Genomic DNA, 17,453 nt, shown 5'->3' with positions numbered 1-17,453 from the left:
AGACGCACGTTTGGTCACTGTACAGTATGACCCGCCTCGCTCGGACTGAAATCTAAGGGGCCGGCCTGAGGCGCCTCCGCCGTCGGCAATAGCCATGACCCAAACAGCAGTTTTCGAGCCGTCCATGCTGGCGAAGGCAAATTCTCGACCAAATCGCGCAACCTTGAACACTTTGATCATTATCCGGGTGGCCACTGGCGCACATCCAGTAGGTCAGCGAGCAACTATCAAAACCGGCAGCCTATTTGTTGACATAAAAAGTCAAGTTATCTAACACCCCTTTCTGCCAACGCACTCAGCTCCTAGCGAGCCGGTGTTTTGGTCATTGGTTCTTGAAGGGGGCTGTGTGATGGAGCTACGTGTTGGATTGCTGGCTGTTCTGCTGGCGACCGTGAGCCGCGCCGCATTGGCGCAAGATGCAACAGTGCTGGAGCGTCTCGAAGTCAAGGGTGGCACCTCGACTGCGACTATCGGCACCGAGCCGGAAGACTATCCGGGGGGGCAGGTGGCGCGCGGCGGTCGCGTCGGCCTGCTCGGCAATCGCGACTTCACGGATACGCCGTTCAGCGCCACAAGCTACACGGCAGAGACGATCGAAAATCAGAACGCGACGACCGTGGCCGACGTCCTGGGCAACGACCCCTCGGTGAGAAGCACGCACGCATCCGGCGGCATGCTGGACTCCTTCTACATCCGGGGCTTTCCCCTGAATGAGGGGAACTTCGGCGAAGTCGCCTTTGATGGCGTATTCGGTGTCGCTCCGACCTGGCGCCTGTTTACGGACTATATCGAACGCGTCGAGGTCCTCAAAGGACCGACGGCACTCCTCTACGGCATCTCACCGAACAGCAGCGTGGGCGGCACCATCAACATCGTGCCGAAGCGCGCGTCCGACGTCGACCTGACCCGAGTTACGACTGAATATGCTTCGGATCTTTACGGCGGCGGCCACGTCGACGTCAGCCGCCGGTTCGGCGACGAGCGGCAGTTCGGCGTCCGCTTCAACGGCAGTTATCACGGCGGCGACACGGCGATCGATGACCAGTCACTCGACGTGGCGGTCGGCTCACTCGCGCTCGACTACGAGGGCGAAGACTTCAGGGCGACATTGGACGTCATCGGGCAGCGGCAGGATTTCGACGCTCCGCTGCGACCATTCTTCCCCTTTGGCAGCTTTGACATTCCCGACGCGCCGGACGGCCGCTCCAACGTCCAGGAACCTTGGGAATGGGCAAGGACGGACGACCTCTCCTGGCTCGGGCGGGTCGAATATGACGTGAGCGACGCCGTCACCGTGTTCGCAGCCGTCGGCGGTGGGAATTCGCGTGTCGAGCGGCTCTTCGGCACGCCACTCCTTCTTAACTCCGCAGGCGACGTCAGCGTCACGCCGCAAAATTTCGTATTCGATGTCGACCGGCTGACCGCCGAGACGGGCGTGCGCGCCGAGTTCGAGACGGCCGCTATCGATCACTCGGTCACCGTCCAGGTCAGTGGACTGCAGCAGCGTCTCGCTCGCGGCTCGAATTCAGGGACCGCGCAGCTGACCAATATCTTCGACCCCCTTCCGCGCCCTGAGCAGGACGTGCCGCAGCCGACGCATGTGCCTAGGCTCTCGGAAAACGTCTTCTACGGTTTCGCGCTTTCCGACACGATGTCGATGCTCGACGAGCGCGTGCAACTGACTTTGGGTGGGCGCTGGCAGCACATCGACACCGAAAACTACAGCCCAGTCACGGGTGACGTCAGCGGCTCTTCTGATGAGAGTGCATTGACGCCGCTCGCCGGCATCGTCGTCAAGCCGTGGGAGAATGTCGCGTTTTACGCCAACTACGTCGAGGGCCTGAGCGTCGGCGACACCGCTCCGACGACGGCGGTTAATTCGGGCGAAACGCTCGCGCCCTACCGATCCAGGCAGTATGAAATCGGCACCAAGGTCGACCTGGGCCGGGTCGCGGTGACCTTCAGCGCGTTCCAGATCGAAAAGCCTTTCGGCGTGCTCGAGACCCGCGGCAGCGATCTGGTCTTCGTCGAAGGCGGCGAGCAGCGCAACCGCGGAGTGGAGTTGAACATCTTCGGCGAGGTGAGCCCTGAGATCCGAGTTCTCGGCGGCGTCACCTTCATTCATGGTGAAATTACGAAAACGCCCGATGACACGACACGCGGCAATACGCCGATCGGCGTTCCCTCGCTGCAGGTCAATTTGGGAGCGGAGTGGGATACGCCCTTCTTGCCCGGCCTGACGCTCGCAGGCAATGTCATCCACACGGACGAGCAATTTGTGAACACCGCAAATACCCAGGAACTCCCCTCATGGACGCGGCTTGACCTCGGCGCCCGCTACCTGACCGAGATCAGTGAGAGGCCGGTCACCTTCCGTGCCGACGTCGAGAACGTCTTCGACCTCGATTACTGGTCCGGCGTCGCGAGCTTCGGCACGATTTCGCAAGGTGCGCCGCTGACTGTGAAAGTCTCTATGGCCACCGATTTCTGATCGTGGGGTCGTCTTCGACGCGACCAGCCACCTCTATCGCAAGGAAGCGCCGGCCAGAAGCCGGCGCTTCCTGCTGTTTGAACAATGGTGCCTAGCCCACCAAGATCAGCCGACCGACAACTTTGGCCGGCCGCCTTACGCTGCAGCTGCCTCGCTCCCCGATGGGAGGAGTTGACCATCGCCGGTTCGTTCCTTCGGGATACCAGTCAATCCGCACTGGCGGAAAGGCTGACGGCATAGCCGGGCCGGTAGGGTATGGGCAGGAAACGGCGGTGATACTCCGCGAACGTCTCGTCCGGTTCAAGATCGGCAAAGAGTTCCGGATGGAACCATTTCGCCAGTTGCTGGACGGCAAAGAACTCGTAGGGGCTGTTATAGAACTGGTGCCAGATGCCGTGGAAGTTATCCGTCCTCTGGGCTGCGATATCGGTGTAGGCGCTACGGCTGGTGAACCACTCAAGCTTTTGCCGGATCACCTTCGGATCAGCGCCGGGGCCAAGCGGGATCCACTGTCCGCCGGGCACATAGGCCTCCCAATCGGCGCTGGTGACGACGACATGCGCGGGATTGGCGGCGATCACCTGCTCGGGATTGAGCTGTCCGAAGGTCGAGGGAAGAATGTCGCTGCCGATATTGTGGCCCCCGGCAAGCTCGACATATTTGCCGAAGTTTTCCGCGCCGAACGAGAGGCAGCAATCATCGGTATAGCCACCGATCCGTTCGATGAAGACACTGGGCCGATCCGGTTTCGCCCGGGCGATAACGTCGGTCACTCGGGCCATGGCCTGGTGGCGGAATTCGATGATCTCTTCCGCGCGTGCCTCGTGCCCCATGATCTTGCCGAGAAGACGAATGGTCGGCTCGGTGTTCTTCAGCGGATAATGGCGGAAGTCGATGTAGAGGACGGGAATGTTCAGTTCCGCCAGCTTCTCGATATATTTCGCATCCTCGTTCGCGCGCATTGCCTCAAGATTGAGCAGGACGACGTCTGGCTTCTGGACAATGGTCGATTCGATGTCGATCAGGCCGTTCTCCTTACCCGCGAAGGCCGGCAGCTCAGCCAGTTCCGGATAGGCTTCGAGATATTGCTGATAGGTGGCGGGGTCGGCCTCGATCAGATCATTACGCCAGGCGACGATGCGAGCCAATGGATTCTTCGGCTCGAGCGAAGCAATGAGGTAAAGCTGCCGCCCCTCCCCGAGAAGAATGCGCTCGACGGGCGCGTTTACGGTAACTTGCCGGCCGGCAACGTCGGTGACTGTGATCGGTGCTTGCGTCGCTGCTGGCTGTTCGCCGGCGACGGCCGTTGCCAAACCCAGGATGAGAGAGACAAGAGCTGTCAACATGGCGCGCGCGAAGAGACAATGTTTCGACACGATATTTCTCCTTTACCGAAAGGATTGGCGCGCCCACACCGGCGCTGCGACCACAAAGCCGAGCGCAAGAAGGCCGTAGTTCAAACCAGTGATCCAATGCTGCTGTCAGGCCTCGCGCTCGCTCTTAGCATCGCATAACTTGAGTATGTAACTCAGATTATGCCGCTTTAGGCAACTGCGATTGCATCGTCAATAGCGTCTTCAATGAACGATTGCGGTTAGTGCTCGGGGAATGAGCGACAGCGTTGCCGATTTTCCTTGATGGCAGCGAATGGCAGCGAACCTCCGCGCCGGATATGTCGCCTAAAAGTCGCGCGGTTGCGCTCGAAACTGATGGAAGAATGGGTCATGTCACCCGGCAATTTCCGGCCACCAGGTCGCTCACGATTGGTCTCTTCTTTGGCCAGCCGGGTCACTAATCACGGTTGCGCTGCGGACTCGTGCCGTCAGCGCCGAGCCTTCGATCCGGGTCCTTCGGATGTCAGCGGACCGAGAAAGACGACTTCCACCAACGTCGCCGCCGCATGCAGCCCGTTCAGCTGCCGCACGATGTTCAGCGGCGCGCGACACCGATCAGTGCAGTAGATGGTATCGGCAGAACCGCTCGATCGGCAGCAATTCTGCGGACCTCGGCGACGACTGCCGCTTTCTCCTGATCGGAAAGGCTAGTCCAATCCGGAGACATGCCAAACAATGTGTCGGGCTCATTGAGTGTCGCGACCTCAAGTTCATATTCGTATACGACTTGATCGATCTGCGGATCCCGATAGCCTGCATCGATCAGTTCCTGCGCGAAGTCCTTCGGATCGTTTAGCGCCTGGACGGCTTCAGGCATCGCCATGCTCTGAAGGTCAGGAAACAGCGTCTGGCGGATCTGGCCCAGCAGCAGAAACGTCGCCGCGCCACGACACTGCCAGGTTGCGACCACACCATATCCACCCGGACGAGTCACTCGCGCCATCTCGGAGAGGCCCTTGCGCCAGTCGGGGAACATGATCACGCCGAATATCGAGAAGACTGCGTCGAAACCGGCGTCAGGAAGGTCGAGATTCTGCCCATCCATGACGCGCGCCTCCACATTGGGCAGTCGGGCAGCCGCGATGCGGGTGACCATGCCGGGCGAGAAGTCGGTCGCGAGCACCTGAGCGCCCGTGCGCGCCGCAGCCAGTGCCAATGCGCCAGTGCCGGCCGCGACATCCAGGACTCGAGCCTCCGAGGTCAGCGGCACGCGCGCCAACGCCGCTTCGGCATAGCGCGCAGTGAAGGGGTGCGCGGTCTTCTCGTAGTGCCGAGCGGCAGTATCCCAATGATCAGGGTTCTCGAATTCACGCATGTCACGCCTCTACGAATCATGTAACATTAAATGTAACGTGAATTGCCGAGGCTGCCAATCCACTCCACCTGCAAAGGATGAAACCGTGCGCAACGACAGCCGTCTTTCCCGCATGCTCCACGTGTTGCTCCACATGGCACGCCACGATGGACCTATGACGTCCGAGGTGGTCGCGCGCATGCTTGGGACCAACCCGGTGGTTGTACGCCGGACGATGGCAGGCCTGCGTAAAGCGGGTTATGTGCGGTCGGAGAAAGGGCACGGCGGCGGTTGGACGATCGCCATGGACCTGGCGAAAGTGTCGCTGCTCGATGTTCATCGCGCAGTGGGAGGTCCGCGCATCTTCGCCATCGGTAGCGAGCATCCCAACCCCGACTGCGCCGTCGAGAAGGTCGTCAACGAGGCGGTCGAAGGCGCCATGCGTGAGGCTGAGGCATTGTTGATCGGCCGTCTCGGGGAGGTCAGCCTGGCGGAACTCGCCAAACGCTTCGACATGCGTTGTACCGGGGCGATTGAGGCGCGGGCGCCGGAGCAAACCTAAGCATGCTGGCAGGCGGGATACATTTTAGGCGGTCCGCAATGCGCCCCCTTATCGGTCATAGAGGCAGTTATCGCCGCTGCCCGAAGAAGCCGTTTGAATCGCTCGATGCATGGACATTTGTGCGGCCACATGGTCTTACTTGCATGCCGGACGCCTGGCATATAAATTGGCCCAATGCTTGATCATTCATCCCAATCTCCGACACATATTCCTACGGACGCACTAAGCGAAGTTCTACAGGACTTTCGCCTGAGTGGGGTCAACTATGGCCGTTGTGAGCTACGCCACCCATGGAGCATCGCCTTTCCGCAGCAACAGCTGCTTCGCTTTCATTTCGTCAGTGAGGGGCCATGCTGGGTCCATACCGAAGCCCAGGGGTGGCAGGAGTTACAAGGCGGCGATCTGGTGTTGTTGCCACAAGGTGTCGAACACCGACTGGCCAGCAAGCCTGATGTTGTCGGGGACTCGCTCAAGAGCTGTCACGTCACCAAATTGGGGGGCAATGTCTCCAAAGTGGTGCATGAAGGAACAGGAGCGACGAGCACCCTGTTCTGCGGTTCCATGGCTTTGGGTGCGAATGCCCTCAACCCCTTGATCGCCCTGATGCCACCGATCATCAAGGGCTGTGATGTTGCCGGCAATGACCCGATCGTCGGCCCCCTCCTCGCCGCCATGACGGCAGAGGCGTCGCAGCCCCAGATCGGCAGCGCCACGGTCTTGTCACGCATGGCGGACGTACTCGTCGCGCGGCTTATTCGCTGCTGGGTCAATTGCAGCGGAGCCTCGACCAGCGGCTGGCTGGCCGCGATCCGTGATCCTCATATCGGTCGTGCGCTGGCAGCCATGCACCGAGATCCCGGCCATGACTGGACGCTTGAGACCCTTGCCGGCGTGGCAGGTCAATCTCGCTCGATCTTCGCGGAACGCTTCAGCGCCATTTTGGGGGAAGGCGCGGCACGCTATCTCGCCCGTCTGCGCATGCAGCTTGCACGAGAGTTGCTCGGTCAAAACATGTCGGTTGCCGAGGTCGCTTCCCAACTGGGCTATGAATCTGAAGCTTCTTTCGCTCGCGCCTTCAAGCGCATCACCAGCGTCTCACCTGGCGTTGTGCGCCGCACCATTTCCGGACGAACGGACATAGAATTCGGACTTTAGGATACATATCATCCTGAAAGACTCCGCTATGAAGACCTCCAAACCTTGGAGGTACTTCAATGACCGACACAACATCACAGCTTGACGGCCCAGCGATTGGCCTCTCTTCTGCCGTTCCGAGTGCATGGAGCCCCACAACCTGGCTTGCCGTCATTTCAATGGCAGCCACAAGCTTTGCGCTGGTGTCAGCTGAATTCCTACCGGCAGGCCTGCTGACGCCAATGGCGCGTGACCTTGGCATCAGCGAGGGAACCGCCGGTCAGGTTGTCACCGCCACCGCGTCTGTCGGCGCGGTGACCGCCTTGTTGAGCAATGTTCTGATCGGCAAACTGAACCGGAAGACTATCCTGGTTGGCCTAAGTGCCTTGGCTATCGGCTCCAATCTTCTGGCCGCGCTCGCGACCGATTTCTGGCTATTGCTGTTGGGCCGAGCCGGGCTGGGCGTGGCGCTAAGTGGTTTCTGGGCGCTTTCAGTTGCCGTCGTGGCGAGATTGGTTGGCACCAATGCGACAGGCCGGGGCATGGCTATAGTCACCCTCGGCGTCTCTCTTGCCACCATCGCTGCACCATCGATGGGTGCTTTGATCAGCGACTGGCTCGGCTGGCGTGCCGCCACGGGCCTGACGGCAGGGCTCGCAGCGATTGCGATGCTGCTGCAGATAGTCAGCTTGCCGACACTACCGGCAAGCACAAGCAACAGTCTTTCCGACGTCTTCCGGCTGACGAAACGGCGCACTGTTCAACTCGGAATGCTTGCCATCGTCTTGCTGATGACCGGACATTTTGCCGGCTCGGTCTACGTGCGACCCTTCCTAGAACAAGTGACGCTCCTTGGCACCGGGCCGATTGCCTTGGCGCTCCTCGGGTTCGGCATCGCCGCTGTGATCGGCAACGTCGCCGGCGGCCGACTGGCAGACGCCAATATCCGCATGGCACTCGCTGTCACCGGCGTATTGATGGCCTTTGCGGCGCTTGCCCTCGTACTGTGGGGTGCACATAGCGGCATCGCGTTTGCCCTGGTTACACTTTGGGGTTTGGCTTTTGGGATGGCTCCGGTGGTACTGCCTACTAACTTGTCCCGGGGCGCAGGGGATGCCTTGGAGGCTGCCGGCAGCTTGATGGTCGTTTCGTTCCAGGTCGCCATCAGCATGGGTGCGGTGTTCGGGGGCTATATCGTCGATCACCATGGCGCTTCCGGGCCGTTGATCATTACCGCCGTCTTGGCGGCATTGACCATCGTCCTGGCGCTGCTGCAGCCCCGCAGCTGACTCTTAGGTGCCCCAGCCAAGGTGAGCAGAAGAGGCGAGATCTCAGGTGGCCAGAAGGCCGGGTGAGGCTAAATCCGGGACGTGGCGATGCTTTCTCGTTGCGGCGAGGAGCATCGACCGATCGCCCATGATCGCAATCACAACAGTCTGGATTGAGCGGCGCTGCAGATCGGCGCTCACGAATGCCGCGGCAAGTTTGCGCCCCTCGTTCCGGTCATTCAGACTATCAGATCGAGCTCCAGGAAGCGGACGGCGGGCTTGGGAGTGATTGCGTCCGCAACGCGCCCCATATCGGTCATAGAGGCAAATCTTCGGCCTGCCTGCAAGCAGGCATCGGCCTTGCCGCGGCGTTTCGTCGCCTGTGCGCCAAAGCGGAAATCAACTCGCCGGTGGCGGATGTCCGTTCCGGTCCGCAAGGGCAAGCGGTCGTCAATGCAGGACGATCGACTACCAGTGAGCCTGACCGCCATTAACGGAGGCGCGTCTGATAGGCGGAACGCTAGGTTGCCATTCGCGCGCGCAGGCGGGGGCCGATCCAGTCAAGGAAGCACCGGACCTTCAGCGGCAGCGGATCGGCTGGTCCGTGAATAACATTTACTGGCAGCGGTTCCGGTGCGAACTCCGCCAACAATTCCTGCAGAGCGCCAGAGCGCAAATGTTCGTTGATCTGGTATGAAAGCACGCGAATAATGCCGATACCAGCTAGTGCAGCCTGAATGGCAGCCTCTGTCGTGTTGACCGCGAGTTTGAGGCGCGGCTCGACAGCGAAGGCCGCGCCGTCTCGGCGGTATCGCCATTCCGGGGCGGTCGCGAAGCCCTGGAAGCTTATGCCATCATGCGGGGCGAGGTCTTCCGGCTGACGCGGCACTCCTCGGCGGGCGAGATAGTCGGGGCTCGCGCAGATCACCCGGCGGACGGCACCAACCCGTGTTGCGATAATCGCGCTGTCCGGCAGGTGCCCGATCCGTAGGGCTACATCGACGCGCTCATCCGCCAGACTTAGCTGCCGATCAGTCAGGGTCAGCCTCAGGTTGATCTCGGGTTGCTCCTTGAGGAATTCGAGCGCAATTGGCAGCAGATGGCGCTCGCCGAAGGCAATCGGCGCGGTTACGTGAAGCTCGCCACGCAGCGCTCCATAATCGCCGCTGGCCTGCCGCTCCGCTACGTCCAGCTCCTCAAGAATTCGACGTGACGCGGCGGCGAAGGCGCGCCCCTCCTCCGTCAAGGCGAGGCCGCGACGGGTGCGCACGACCAAGCGAACGCCAACATGCTTTTCAAGATCGGCCACTTTGCGGCTGACCGTGGCGAGCGGCGCATTCAACCGCCGTGCCCCGGCAGATAGACTGCCGGCGTCGACCACCGCCAATAGCACCGCCATCGCGTCAAAACGATCCATCCAAGCCTTCCATAAAATGAGAGGAATGTTTCCACAATACCAAGATACCCCGTTGTTTGTGGATGTCATAGCCTTCGCGTCGTCAAGGGGCTTGCCATAAGCCCCATCGTGATACTGATCCAGAGGAAGATGTCATGCCTCAACTTTCACGTCGCGCCTTTGCCGGCGCCCTGCCTCTCGGCCTCATCGGGGGAAGCCTCCTCGGTGGAGGCCTGCTCGGCGACTCCCTCGCGCGTGCGGCTACGCAGGATGCTGCCAAGCCGCCTGTTGTGGTGAACCCGTTCGCACAGATCCGCATCGGCCGGTTCACGGTGACGGCCTTGACCGATGGCTATGCCGATATGCCCTACGATTATTTTCCGGGGCGCACGGGGGCCGAAGTCGAGCAGGCGGCAATTTCGCAGTTTACCGCCCGGCAGACTGGGGTGAGATTCCTCTTCAACCAGTATCTCGTCGAGGATGGCGAACGCCGGATCCTGATTGACGCAGGTGCAGCGGGCTCTATCGGCCAGACCGGACAATTGCCGGACGCGCTCAATGCGCTCGGTCTGCAGCCCGACAAGATCGACGCGGTCATCGTAACGCATATGCACCAAGACCACATGGGCGGACTTGTTCTGGGAGGCAAGAACAACTACCCCGAGGCCGATCTCTATATCGATCGTCGCGACGTCACCCACTGGACCGATCCAGCCAAGCGCAACGGCGCCCCTGATTATCTGCAGACCAGCTTCAGGATGGCGGAGGAAGTCGTGCGGTTATACCCGAGGCTCCAAGCGATCGATGGAGAGCGCGAGATCATGCGGGGCGTTTCAATCGTCGACCTGACCGGCCATACGCCCGGCCATATCGGCGTGCGGATCGAAGATGGCGGGAAGAGCATGATCATGGTTTCGGATATGATTTTTCCGGTCGTGCATCCGGCCGCGACCGATGTGTTCTTCTTGTTTGAGCAAGACCGTGCCGCTGCGAAAGCCATGCGTGATCGCTTCTTTCCGCGTGCCGCGTCGGAAGGCGCACTCATCGCTGCCACGCACATGCCGTTCCCTGGGCTCGGTCGTGTCGTTGCTGATCATGGGGAGATGCGTTGGCAGGTCGCAGACTGGGCCTTGCAGGACTGATGTCTGCTCTGGTGATCTTAAGGGTATAAATGCCAAGCACTGATTTCGGCTACCCAAAGGTGGATCCGGGCTCGCACCGTGAGACAACGATGCGAGCCTGCCTGGGCAAGGAGAATAGGCATGCCATATCATTTCCTTGAGGTTGCTGTAACGCCAAGCGTCAGAGCAGCTCAGGAGAACATGGGGGTGGACCAGATATGGCTGGGCGCTGACAACCGCCCTTCAGACACCCTCACCGAAGACGAGATCGCCTTCATCGCCTCACGTGACAGCTTCTATATGGCATCGGTCTCCGAAACGGGGTGGCCATACGTTCAACACCGTGGAGGAAGAGCCGGCTTCCTTAAGGTCGTCGATCAGCGAACATTGGCCTTTGCCGACTACCGGGGTAATCGCCAGTACATCAGCGCCGGCAATTTTGCCGCTAACGATCGGGCGTGCCTGTTCTTGATGGATTATGTGCGACGGGCACGGCTCAAAATTTACGCGTATGTGGAGCGACTGGCGCTTGATGCTGACCAGGAACTCACGGAACTGGTGTCCGACCCGACCTACAAAGGAAGGGCGGAACGGATCTTCAGGCTTCGGCTTGAGGCGTTCGATTGGAATTGCCCACAGCACATCATCCCGCGCTACACCGAACAGCAGGTTGAACAAGCTGTCGCTCCTCTTCGTGAACAACTGCAGCGATTGGAAACCGAGAATGCGACTTTGCGCGCACGGTTGGAGAACCCTGAACGATGACGAAGCTCAACGACCACCCCTTCCACCTTTTACGTTTGAAAGCGCAGTCGAGAAAGTTCGTCTTGCTGAAGACGGCTGGAACAGCCGCAACCCGGCGAGAGTCGCTCTGTCATATACGATAGACAGCCAGTGGCGGGATCGTGCCGAGTTTGTCTCCGGGAGGGAAGCGATCGTCACGTTCCTTTCGGCAAAATGGCGGCGGGAGCTCGACTACCGTTTGATCAAGGAGCTCTGGGCGCTTAGCGACAATCGTATCGCCGTTAGGTTTGCCTATGAGTGGCACGACGACAGTGGGAACTGGTTCAGATCGTTCGGGAACGAGAATTGGGAGTTTGACGATAGCGGCCTGATGCGGAAGCGCTATGCCTGCATCAACGACCTGGCTATCCGCGCCGACGACCGCTGTTTTCAGTGGCCGCTCGGCCGCTGGTCAAATGATCATCCTGGACTCAGCGAACTCGGTTTTTAGTCGAGACTAGCCTGTCTCTTTTCATCTGGCACTCAAAGGTGGCGGCTCAGGAGCCAATCTTGTATTCGAACTTTTCAGAACGCTCATTCCCAGAAAAGGAAGACGCCATCGAGGCCAAGGCCTTCGTGGATCTGCACAGGCTCTCACCCGAATATTTCCGGGATGAGGAGCAATTCGAATGCCTTCCCATCAACGAGGATGCGCGATCTCGCTGCCGAACGCACCTGCGATCGGCCTAAACCGCGTTCTGGGGTTAGGCTCTGTCGAGGATCTGGACAAAGCATGTAACTGGATGCGATGAAAGACGGGGAATCGGTTCCTGCAACTAAATGTAGACGCTGCCTCGGACGAGGTGAGAAACTGGACCCAAAGTAAGGATCTGAACACGGTCCTGGGTGGGCAAAGCTTACGCGCAGCGCGCTCTTGAGCAGTCTCGAGTCGCCTGGCCGTGTGTCCGCACCCGAAGGGTAAAAGTTGACGAAGCCACGCTCTTCGGATCCATGATGTGCAAGGGTTTCAATTTCCCGCTAACCTTTGTTTCCCTCTGGTCGGCCATTGTGGGCAAAGAGGGCTGGTCAATTTTTTTGCTTTGGACGGTGAAACGCCTATCGGAACTGGCGCCATCTACGTGTCCGGGACATATGCGCGGTTGGGTGGTGGTACAACATTTCCCGAATTCCGAAATCGCGGCGTTCAAAAGGCGCTCATCCAGATCCGAACCGATCACGGGATCACACAAGGCGTCTCGACGTTCGTCGTCGAAACAGAAGTACCTTCACTTGATAAACCCAGTATTTCCTATGAGAACCTCAGAAAAATGGGTTTCCAGCACGCATATAACCGCAAGAACTTCAAGCTGTAATACATCAATGGCTGATTTCCTTATCGCACCGCGAGAGGCGTCTCGAGCCTAGAACTTGGCCGCATGATTGGGCCTTCTGTGCGCAACTGCACGCCAGAGCGCTTCCCGTGGACGGGCAGCTTGGGCCGATCCCAGACCTCTGCACCGACGTTTCGGATGTTTGCTTCTGGCATTCACCGTTTTAGCAACCGACGGTCCGCTTCCGGCCCCAAGTCAGAATAATTTCCGCATTGCGCCCATTTCGGACGTTTGCACAATTGACCGCGCGTCGCAAAAGCGGACTCACGCCGTTTCGACCAACTTGATGCGACGACGAGAATTCCTAGTCGACAAAATGCAATCCGGTGCGATCGTTTGTTTGTTATCGCAAACCTATGACGTGAAGCCCGGAATTGAGCTTCCGCAGCGACTTGGTGTTCCTTACCTACACGTCGAAATTTGTCGGCAAGACAATCATGTCCCGGATCGTGACGTTTCGCGGGCGGGTCAGCATGAAGATGATGGCATCGGAGACCTCTGAGGGCTCGATCAGACTCCCATTGGCTTTTGCCTTCTCAAGGTTTTCCGCGGGCCAATCGGCAAGCAGAGCGGAAACGACCGGGCCAGGTGAGACCTGGCTGACCCTGATGCCGTAGGTTTTCAACTGCCGGCGCATGATCTGGACGAAACTGGTAATCGCCCATTTGGAGCTGGAATAGACCGGCTCCCACTGGATCGGCGCATGCCCGGCCACGGAGCAAGTGACCAAAATGTCCCCGGTCCCGCGCTCGATCATATGCGGAGCGATGTCGCGGACGTTCTTCATGACGGCGTTCACGTTGAGATTCAGCATCCGATCCATTGTCGCGGTATCGGTATCAATAAGATCCCCGCCAATGTAGGAGCCTGCATTGCAGTGCAGGATGTCGAGGTGATCGACCTTTGCCAGGATTTCCGGCACCATAGCCGCACAACTTGCGGCGTCCAGAAGATCGGTGACCTGCGTGACTACGGCGTCGCCGAACTCGGCAGCGTACGTTTCCAGCGCCTGTCTGTTGTAGTCCACCATCACGACCTTGGCGCCGGCATCGACCAGGGCACGGGTCGTCGCGAGCCCGATACCGGAAGCTGCGCCGGTTACCGCAGCGATCTTTCCTTGGAGTGGTTTAGTCATCGTCTTGTCTCGCCTCTTGATTTTCAGACAGCAAGGAAGCCGCCGTCGACTGGCAGGACTGCGCCACTGATCATGGGTGCGTCCTCTGAAATAAGCAGTGCGATCGACCGTGCGACATCGTCGACCTCCGCAAAGCGCGCCATCGGGTGGCGAACAATCATCGGGTTACGTTTGGAAGGCTCGGACCACGCCTTGGCGGCAAGCTCCGTCATGGTAACCGTAGGCGCCACTGCATTAACCCGGATTCCATAGGCGCCGAGTTCCTTGGCCATGACACGTGTCGCGCCTTCCAGTCCCGCCTTCGAAGCGGCGTAAGCCACGTGATCCACGAAACCACGATGTCCGGCGATCGAGGTCACATTCACGATCGTACCGCCGCCGCCGTTTGAAATGCGAGCCCGCGCGAATTCCTGCGCACAAATCAGCGCGGCCCGCAGGTTGATGCCGAGCACCTGCTCATAGCCCTCCTCCGTCATATCGATGACGCTTTCAAGCACGTTGGTTCCCGCGCAATTGATCAGCGCGTCTGCCAATCCCGCCTTCTTCATGGCGGCGCGTGCTGCTGCATTGTCGGCGAGATTGACTGATAATACGGTCGCGCCGAACTTTGCTGCCAGATCATCCAGATCGGCCTGCGAACGCGACAAGGCTACGATCCGTGCGCCACGGTGGGTGAGCAGTTCAACGCAGGCGCGACCGATACCCTTGCCAGCACCCGTGATGATTACCGTTTTCCCTGTAAAGTCTGACACAGTTGATCCTTCCGATGCCTGTTGCTCAGAACGCGAGTCTTTGGTCGGTTTGCTTGTCGAACACATGAGCCGCGGCAGGATCGACGTCGAGCCGTATCCTGTCGCCCGGCTTCAGCGCGTGGCGCTCGCGAAAGGCGCACAAGACCCGCTTGCCCGCCAATTGGGCTGCCAGGAGAATTTCGGCTCCCGTCGGCTCGATCAACTCGACAGTCGCCGGTACGCCCGTATCGCCATTCGACAATATCCACTGGTCAGGACGGACCCCGTATATCACCTCTTGGCCGTTACTTGCCCGTGTGCCTTGTGGAAGGGCAAGGGCCGACCCATCAGCGAGCCGCGCTGAGTTCACAGAGAGATCGATTGTGGCCGGTAGCATGTTCATCGCCGGCGATCCGATGAAGCCGGCGACGAAGGTATTTGCCGGCCTGTCGTAAAGCTCCAGTGGCGCGCCGATCTGCTCCACCTTGCCGTCGCGAAGCACTACAATGCGGTCCGCCATTGTCATGGCTTCAATCTGGTCATGCGTGACATACACGGAAGTAGCGCCGAGGCGCTGGTGAAGAGCTTTGATCTCCGAACGCATATCTACGCGCAACGCGGCGTCCAGGTTTGACAGCGGCTCGTCGAAAAAGAACGCCTTTGGGCTGCGAACCATCGCGCGCCCCATGGCAACACGCTGCCGCTGGCCTCCGGAGAGCGCCTTCGGATATCGGTCGAGATAGGGCGTAAGCCGTAACATCTCGGCAGCCTTGTCAACCTTGGCGTTGCGATCCGTAAGATTTTCGCCGCGCAGCTTCAGTGCGAAGGCCATGTTCTCCCGAACGGTCATGTGCGGATAGAGCGCGTAGTTCTGGAACACCATCGCCACGTCACGGTCCTTGGCAGCGATGTTGTCGACGCGATGTCCTCCAAGCTTGATCGCGCCGCCGGTGATCTCCTCAAGGCCGGCAAGCGATCGCAGCAGCGTGGACTTGCCGCAACCGGAGGGACCGACCAGTACGACGAACTCGCCGTCGGCTATATCGAACGAGATCTTGCGCAGTGCGTGATAGGAGCCGTAATGCTTGTCGACCTGGTCGAGCTCGATCGTCGCCATGTGTCAATCCTCAGTCAGTTGTGGCGGCATGGCCACCGATCATTCGGGATGTGTGCTCGGGCAGCTTCACCATGAGGTGTATCCTGCATCCGCAACGACGATGCTGCCGGTCAGCCAGTCCGCATCGGATCTCCTCCGCCGGGCTGTGCGAAGCGATGCCGGCATTGGCGACCAGAATGTCCACGCGGCCAAGCTTGGTCGCGATCGCTGCCGCGACACGGTCGGTTTCGCCGGAATCGGTCACGTCGAGACGAACGAATTCGGCCTTTCGCCCCATCGCGGCGAGCTTCGAGACGGCCGACTGACCGAGCTCTTCATCAAGATCAGTCAGCACGAGATGCGCGCCGGCTTCTGATAGGGCATCAGCGCAGGCATAGCCGATGTTGCGCCCCGCGCCGGTAACGGCCGCGACCCTTCCACTGAGATCTAACTTCCGCAGATACATGCTACCTCCCAAGCTCGATCTGGATCTTCACGGAGGAGGGCTTTGGTCGCACGGCGTAATCGAACGCTTCGACAGAATTCTCGAAGGGGTAGGTATCGGTGATCAGCGCATCGACATTGATCTGGTTCGATCCCAATAGCGCGACGATGCGCGGGTAGACATGCGCGTAGCGGAACACGTGTTCGATGCGCAGTTCTTTGGTCTGGGCGATGACGACATCGAGCGGGGCCGGCTTCAGGGGCATGCCGACAAAGACGATGGCGCCGCCGGGGCAACCATGGTGCACCGTGTCTGCGATCACTTCAGCCGCGCCGGAACATTCGAAGACGACATCGACGCCCCAGCCGTCGGTTTCGCGGGCTATGACACTCTTCAGGTCCTGCGAGCGGACGTTGACGGTCATGATGGCAGGGCCGAGCTTGTGCACCACGGCAAGCTTTTCGTCGACAACGTCGGTAACGATAACTCTGGCGCAGCCAGCCGACAGCGCCGCGATCGCTGTCACCATGCCGATCGGCCCGGCACCCGTGACCAGCGCGATCGCACCGGGCGTCAGCCTCGCCTTGGAAACTGCTTGAAAGCCTACAGCCAGCGGCTCGACCATGGCGCCAGCGGCGTAGGAAACATTGTCCGGAAGCTTAAAGGTGAAGGCCGCCGGGTGGACCACGCTCGGTCTCAGTACGCCATGCACCGGCGGCGTCGCCCAGAAGCGCACCGCGGGATCGAGATTGTAGAGACCCAGCCGCGCCGCGCGACTTTGAGGGTCGGGAATGCCGGGCTCCATGCAAACGCGGTCGCCCACTTTCAGGTTCCGGACTGCGCTGCCGACCTCTTCGATGATGCCGGCGGCTTCGTGGCCGAGGATCATCGGCTCGCGCACGACAAAAGGGCCGATCGCGCCGTGGGTGTAATAGTGAACGTCCGATCCACAGACGCCAACGGTCTTGATGGCAATGCGCACGTCGGTGGGACCGAGCACCTCCTTCGGGTCCAGGTCGCGAATGCGCAGTTCGTCTTTGCGTTCGAGGACGAGCGATCTCATGTTTTCAGCCCTTTCGGATAGTGAACACGGCCAGCGCCAGGCAGAGCACCGTCGCCACCCATAGGGGCAACACGCCCTCCAGGAAGCGCATCCATAGAAGATGCACCAGGATCAGGATCACGACCGAGATGAAGCCCCTGTCGAAGCCGTTGGTTCGGATCGGCAGGAATCCGTCGCGTTCGGTTTTCTGGGGTTGAATGCCAGCCATC

Annotated in this window: 17 protein-coding genes; 8 read left to right on the top strand and 9 right to left on the bottom strand. The window is 60.0% G+C overall.

All coding sequences use genetic code 11. From position 1 onward, the window contains the following. Positions 1-349 precede the first annotated feature (349 nt). Positions 350-2,491: a TonB-dependent receptor gene (locus J2Z31_RS04115; protein WP_209600593.1), complete on the top strand. Its 2,142-nt coding sequence runs from the start codon at positions 350-352 to the stop codon at positions 2,489-2,491. 206 nt (positions 2,492-2,697) lie between these two features. Here J2Z31_RS04115 and J2Z31_RS04110 read toward each other — a convergent pair whose 3' ends face one another. Both J2Z31_RS04110 and J2Z31_RS04105 read right to left on the bottom strand, forming a co-directional pair. Continuing rightward, complete coding sequence (locus tag J2Z31_RS04110; protein ID WP_209601058.1) at positions 2,698-3,837, bottom strand: ABC transporter substrate-binding protein; 1,140 nt, start codon at positions 3,835-3,837, stop codon at positions 2,698-2,700. 583 nt (positions 3,838-4,420) lie between these two features. Beyond that, a complete protein-coding gene (locus J2Z31_RS04105; RefSeq protein WP_209600592.1) occupies positions 4,421-5,200 on the bottom strand; it encodes a class I SAM-dependent methyltransferase in 780 nt (259 codons plus the stop codon). Positions 5,201-5,285: 85 nt separating this feature from the next. Here J2Z31_RS04105 and J2Z31_RS04100 point away from each other — a divergent pair, with 85 nt between their 5' ends. The 3 genes from J2Z31_RS04100 (at position 5,286) to J2Z31_RS04090 (ending at position 8,164) form a co-directional block, all read left to right on the top strand. Next, entirely contained in the window at positions 5,286-5,741 is a 456-nt protein-coding gene (locus J2Z31_RS04100) for an Rrf2 family transcriptional regulator (RefSeq protein ID WP_209600591.1), read from the top strand. A gap of 174 nt (positions 5,742-5,915) precedes the next feature. Beyond that, the gene (locus J2Z31_RS04095; protein WP_209600590.1) at positions 5,916-6,896 is read left to right on the top strand and encodes an AraC family transcriptional regulator; all 981 of its coding nucleotides are present in this window, start codon (positions 5,916-5,918) and stop codon (positions 6,894-6,896) included. 59 nt (positions 6,897-6,955) lie between these two features. Then, complete coding sequence (locus tag J2Z31_RS04090; RefSeq protein WP_209600589.1) at positions 6,956-8,164, top strand: MFS transporter; 1,209 nt, start codon at positions 6,956-6,958, stop codon at positions 8,162-8,164. 499 nt (positions 8,165-8,663) lie between these two features. On the opposite strand, the gene J2Z31_RS04085 is transcribed toward J2Z31_RS04090, so the two are convergent. Further along, the gene (locus tag J2Z31_RS04085; RefSeq protein ID WP_234939240.1) at positions 8,664-9,560 is read right to left on the bottom strand and encodes a LysR family transcriptional regulator; all 897 of its coding nucleotides are present in this window, start codon (positions 9,558-9,560) and stop codon (positions 8,664-8,666) included. A 134-nt stretch (positions 9,561-9,694) separates the two neighbouring features. On the opposite strand from J2Z31_RS04085, the gene J2Z31_RS04080 reads away from it, so the two are divergent. The 4 genes from J2Z31_RS04080 (at position 9,695) to J2Z31_RS29710 (ending at position 12,756) form a co-directional block, all read left to right on the top strand. Then, positions 9,695-10,681, top strand: coding sequence for an MBL fold metallo-hydrolase (locus tag J2Z31_RS04080; RefSeq protein WP_209600587.1), 987 nt, complete (start codon positions 9,695-9,697; stop codon positions 10,679-10,681). 120 nt (positions 10,682-10,801) lie between these two features. Continuing rightward, the gene (locus tag J2Z31_RS04075; protein ID WP_209600586.1) at positions 10,802-11,425 is read left to right on the top strand and encodes a pyridoxamine 5'-phosphate oxidase family protein; all 624 of its coding nucleotides are present in this window, start codon (positions 10,802-10,804) and stop codon (positions 11,423-11,425) included. After that, on the top strand, positions 11,385-11,894 hold the full coding sequence (locus J2Z31_RS04070; RefSeq protein ID WP_209600585.1) for a nuclear transport factor 2 family protein: 510 nt from the start codon (positions 11,385-11,387) through the stop codon (positions 11,892-11,894). The genes J2Z31_RS04075 and J2Z31_RS04070 overlap by 41 nt, the downstream gene beginning before the upstream one ends. 505 nt (positions 11,895-12,399) lie before the next feature. Beyond that, the gene (locus J2Z31_RS29710) at positions 12,400-12,756 is read left to right on the top strand and encodes a GNAT family N-acetyltransferase (RefSeq protein ID WP_328243172.1); all 357 of its coding nucleotides are present in this window, start codon (positions 12,400-12,402) and stop codon (positions 12,754-12,756) included. A gap of 424 nt (positions 12,757-13,180) precedes the next feature. Here the strand turns inward: J2Z31_RS29710 and J2Z31_RS04060 are convergent, their stop codons facing one another. From J2Z31_RS04060 to J2Z31_RS04035, 6 genes are read right to left on the bottom strand one after another with little or no spacing between them, the layout of a single operon-like run. Continuing rightward, positions 13,181-13,909, bottom strand: coding sequence for an SDR family oxidoreductase (locus J2Z31_RS04060; RefSeq protein ID WP_209600584.1), 729 nt, complete (start codon positions 13,907-13,909; stop codon positions 13,181-13,183). A 23-nt stretch (positions 13,910-13,932) separates the two neighbouring features. Next, positions 13,933-14,661 carry an SDR family oxidoreductase gene (locus J2Z31_RS04055; protein WP_209600583.1) on the bottom strand — a complete coding sequence of 243 codons (729 nt, stop codon included), beginning with the start codon at positions 14,659-14,661 and terminating at the stop codon, positions 13,933-13,935. A gap of 25 nt (positions 14,662-14,686) precedes the next feature. Next, positions 14,687-15,757 (bottom strand): ABC transporter ATP-binding protein, encoded by a 1,071-nt coding sequence (locus J2Z31_RS04050; protein ID WP_209600582.1) that lies wholly within the window; start codon positions 15,755-15,757, stop codon positions 14,687-14,689. 10 nt (positions 15,758-15,767) lie between these two features. Beyond that, positions 15,768-16,202 carry an SDR family NAD(P)-dependent oxidoreductase gene (locus tag J2Z31_RS04045; RefSeq protein WP_234939239.1) on the bottom strand — a complete coding sequence of 145 codons (435 nt, stop codon included), beginning with the start codon at positions 16,200-16,202 and terminating at the stop codon, positions 15,768-15,770. Position 16,203: 1 nt separating this feature from the next. Further along, entirely contained in the window at positions 16,204-17,244 is a 1,041-nt protein-coding gene (locus tag J2Z31_RS04040; RefSeq protein ID WP_209600581.1) for an NAD(P)-dependent alcohol dehydrogenase, read from the bottom strand. Between the two features lie 4 nt (positions 17,245-17,248). Further along, positions 17,249-17,452, bottom strand: coding sequence for a DUF2160 family membrane protein (locus J2Z31_RS04035; protein WP_408022005.1), 204 nt, complete (start codon positions 17,450-17,452; stop codon positions 17,249-17,251). Position 17,453: the final 1 nt, after the last annotated feature.

The organism is Sinorhizobium kostiense (assembly GCF_017874595.1).
Classification (GTDB): Bacteria; Pseudomonadota; Alphaproteobacteria; order Rhizobiales; family Rhizobiaceae; genus Sinorhizobium; species Sinorhizobium kostiense.
The sequence above is the reverse complement of the archived record's forward strand: the minus strand, read 5'-3'. Positions and strand labels throughout refer to the sequence as shown.